Raw genomic sequence first — 3735 nt, 5'->3', positions numbered from 1 at the left:
GCTGTGTGTGAAGGACTCCGGGAAAGCCGCCACCCGCCGTCAGCACCGGCGACAGTCCCCCGTGCCAGGGGCTCATCCAGCCCAAGACGCCCGCTTTGGGAAAGGCGGAGAGCAGCTGCTCGGCCCCCTCCGCGCGCAGTGACGTCGCACAGCCGGAGAACGAGGGCGCGACATCGACCTCGATCAGCCCGTTGGCGATCGTCAGCACGGGCGTCCCATGGCTGTCGGCCTCTGAGACCTGCACGTCGCTGCCGTCGCCGAGGCGCAGGAGCGGCAGGTCGAAGGACTGTGTGGCTTCCTCGGTCTCCAGCACGGCCTTGACGAACCCGGCGTCCGGGCGGGGCGGAGGCGTGAACCTCACCGGCGCCACCGAGTCCCGCTTCCACGTGATCTCGCTGAGGTCCACCCTCTGCGGGTCCGACGACCAACCCTCCGGCACGACCAGCTCGACCGATCCGGAGGCCACCCGGGTGGTGAGGCTCCGGGAGACCAGCGTCACCTGGACCGCCTCGCCGAGCGAGACCACGGGCGAAGGCTCAGTCATCACGTTCACGTGGGGACGCGGCTCGGGTGCCGGCGCGTTCGGCTGCCTCGGGCGTCCTGTCGTCCGCTCCCACAGCGAGCGTGTGGCGGCCATGTCCGCGCCGATCTGCAGCAGCAACGGCTCGGGGCGTACCCGTCCTTGAGCCGGGACGTCCAGCATCGTGCCGCGCCTGCTCATTCCCCAGTCCCATGCGAGCTGCTCGAAGTCGGGGGCCCAGACGATGCCGACGCTGCCGTCGAATGTGTCCGAGTGCGCCCACTCCTCCGACAGGAACCCCGGCTTCTTCGACTCCGTGTCGGCACGTCCTGGGAAGTCGCCGGCCGCTCCGGCCGTGATGCCACCGCGCGCCAGGGGCAGGGTGAGCGTGCGGCCGCTGAAGCCGACCGACTGAGTGAGCTGCAGGCGACGGCCGGACGACGACAGGTTCTCGATCTCGTAGCGCACCGCGACCACCGGTCCCGCCGAGGCCTCCACCCACTTGTGCAGGACGATGCCCGGGTCGTTTTTGGACTTCGTGCTCGCGTGGACGACGAATCGCCCGTTGACCGTCCGCAGGTCGAGGTCGAAGTAGGCGTCCGGGTACTCGGTGGGCATGGATGGCGGGGTGGGCCAGCCTTCCTCGGACGCAAGCCACTTTCCGTCCGGCGTCATGATGCTCAGCCCGGCCCCCTGACGGCTCAGGTGAAGCGACGCAAGCTCGCTTCGCACCACGACCTCGTCTTCGGACTTCCACGCAAGCACCCCGCCCGGCGTCAGGACGGCGAAACGCAATGGCTCAGGAGAGAAGGTGAGGCTGCGGCCGGAGGCTTCCACCTGCAGCGTGACGGGAATCTCGTAGGCCGCCTCGCCGGCCCCCGTCAGCGTCAGCGGAACACCGGCGCGTCCCTCCGCCTCCAACCGGACGGTCTGACGACTCCAGGACGCGTCCACTCCCTCGGGCGCCGTGATCGACACGGCCACCTCGACCGGCTGCTTCAGCCGGTTGCGCAGCTGCAGCCGGCACTCGGCCGGGACGCCGGGGGCCGGCGTCCTGCCTTCGAGGTGCAGCCAGGGCTCAACTGCCGGCTGCGGCCGCATGCCCGAGGCGAGGTCGACGCTGAGGTCGGGTGACACCAGCAGCGTCCGGACGCCGGGCGCCGGCTTGTGTTCCTCCACGTCGCGGTCCGGGACCTCCACCGCCACCTGCACCGGGATGTCGACCTCACGGCTTTCGCGTGGGCCGAGCGCCAGCTCCTCGCGGTGGTCCAGGGCCAGGTGCTGGGAGCCGATGCCGATCATCGTCGCCGTCAGCATCGCGTCGCGACGGTTCTCGACGCGCCAGGTGAGGGTCGCGGGAAGCCCACGTGGAGGGTCGGCCTCCCTCACGATCGAGGCCACCGCAACCAGCGAGGTCTCCACCGCCGTGATCGCGTGCGCTTCGCGGTCGATCCTCACGACCACGTCGTCGTCGCCGAAGCGGTAGGTGAAGACCTTCATGCCCTCCCAGCGCTCCTCGTCCGGCTCCTGGGAGAGCTCTCGCCGGAAGCTTGAGTACCAGTCGTTGTGCGCGAAGTAGTCCTGGAGCAGGGGCATCTTCAGGATCGACGGCATGAAGTTGAGCATCTGAAGGTACGAGCGGTCCGGGAGCCAGAAGAAGCCGGACTTCTTGTAGGTCGGCACGGCCTTCTCGTTTCCCGGCCAGCTGTACAGGTCCAGCCGCGCGAATCCCATCTCCGCGACGCGCGCGACGTAGTGCGTGAGGATGCGGCGCGCCAGTCCGCGCTTCTGGAACTGCGGGGGGACGTTGAGCAGCTGGATCCGGGCGACGGACGGGTACTCGGGGTCCTTCCACAGCGAGCAGTAGCCGGCGATGACGCCACCGGCGTCCCAGATGAGGTGCTCGAGCGCGTCCTCCCGGGTGAGCCGGTCGATGACCATCTCGGCAGTGACCGGGACTCCGCCGCTCCAGGTCCCGGGCCACTGGTCGTCGCTGGCGTTCCACATCTGCGCCAGCGCGGCGGCGTCCTCGTCCAGGACGAGCGGACGCAGCACGAGTCCGTCCAGCTCCATGATCTCGGGCCGCGCCCGTGTCTCGGTCATCTGCCCCCCAGCGCGTGAGCGGCGATTGTCCCACGGTGCGGCGGGGGCCGCCGAGAGGGTTTCGTCCTCGAGACTTGCCTTCGAGGATGGTTTGAGCATATGCTCAATTCATGGTTGAGCAATCGCTCAAAACAGCGCAGGATCCTGATCTTGGGGTGGCTGGTCCGCACCCGATCGTGCGGCCCTTTATGGCGCAGCGGTGGCGGGACTTGAGCTTCATCCATTGGCCTTGTGACCCCGAGGCGATTCAGGCGCTGCTGCCCCCGGGCGTGGAGGTGGACCAGATGGACGGCTCGGCGTGGGTGGGACTGATCCCGTTCCACCTGTCGGTCAGCCTGCCCGCGTGGGCTCCCGCCATTCCCTGGCTGCAGACCACGCCCGAGGTCAACGTGCGGACGTACGTGAGGGGGCCGGACGGCCGGCGCGGGATCTGGTTTCTGTCCCTGGAGGCCTCGCGGCTGGCGGTCGCTCTCGTGGCCCGCGCCTGGTACGGCATCCCGTATCAGTGGGCGAGAGTGCGGGTGGAGTCCGAGGGCCGGACGGTGTCCTGCATGACGCGGCGCCGGTCCGCCTCGTTCGCGGCGACGCTGGAGGTGGGGGAGCGCGTGGAGACTCTTTCCGAGCTCGAGAGGTTCCTGATCTGCCGGTGGCGCCTGTACAGCCCCGGACGCAACGGCCGGATCCACGTGTCCCGGATCGACCACGAGCCCTGGCCTCTGTGGCGCGCAGCCGTCACCCGCTGCGACCAGAACCTGATCCAGTCGGCCGGGGGTCCGCAGACGGTTGGCGGACCGATCGCGCACTGGTCCCCCGGCCTCGACGTCCGCTGGGCCCGCCGGGAGGTGGCCGTGCCCCGCGATTAGGGTCGTTCACCGCCGCGTCATAATCGGACCATGACTGCCGCTGACGTGGTGAAGCTGTCCGAGACGCGGGTCGGGGACACGGCGAGGACGCTCGCACTCGCCCTGGCCGACGACCCGCTTCTGAGCCACGTTCTGCCCGACCCCCAAGACCGCACTGCGCGGCTGCCCGAGTACTTCGAGATCTTCGTCCGGCTCGGCCTGCGTTGGGGTGAGGCGTATGAGCTCGGCGAGACCCCGGACGGCGCGGCC

At 69.5% G+C, this 3735-nt stretch carries 3 protein-coding genes; 2 read left to right on the top strand and 1 reads right to left on the bottom strand.

From position 1 onward, the window contains the following. Positions 1 to 2623 (bottom strand): GNAT family N-acetyltransferase (locus tag VNE62_09585; GenBank protein ID HVE92532.1); only part of this gene is annotated, 2623 nt, incomplete at its 3' end. A gap of 110 nt (positions 2624 to 2733) precedes the next feature. On the opposite strand from VNE62_09585, the gene VNE62_09580 reads away from it, so the two are divergent. Both VNE62_09580 and VNE62_09575 read left to right on the top strand, forming a co-directional pair. Continuing rightward, entirely contained in the window at positions 2734 to 3486 is a 753-nt protein-coding gene (locus VNE62_09580) for a DUF2071 domain-containing protein (protein HVE92531.1), read from the top strand. A 30-nt stretch (positions 3487 to 3516) separates the two neighbouring features. After that, positions 3517 to 3735 (top strand): hypothetical protein (locus VNE62_09575; GenBank protein ID HVE92530.1); only part of this gene is annotated, 219 nt, incomplete at its 3' end.

The sequence above is a fragment of the Actinomycetota bacterium genome (assembly GCA_035536535.1).
Lineage (GTDB): Bacteria > Actinomycetota > JAICYB01 > JAICYB01 > JAICYB01 > DATLNZ01.
The sequence above is the reverse complement of the archived record's forward strand: the minus strand, read 5'-3'. Positions and strand labels throughout refer to the sequence as shown.

What these genes read in the sequence shown, in the direction of transcription:
- VNE62_09580 (HVE92531.1), top strand. Translation starts at nt 2,734, where the DNA reads ATGGTTGAGCAATCGCTCAAAACAGCGCAGGATCCTGATCTTGGGGTG.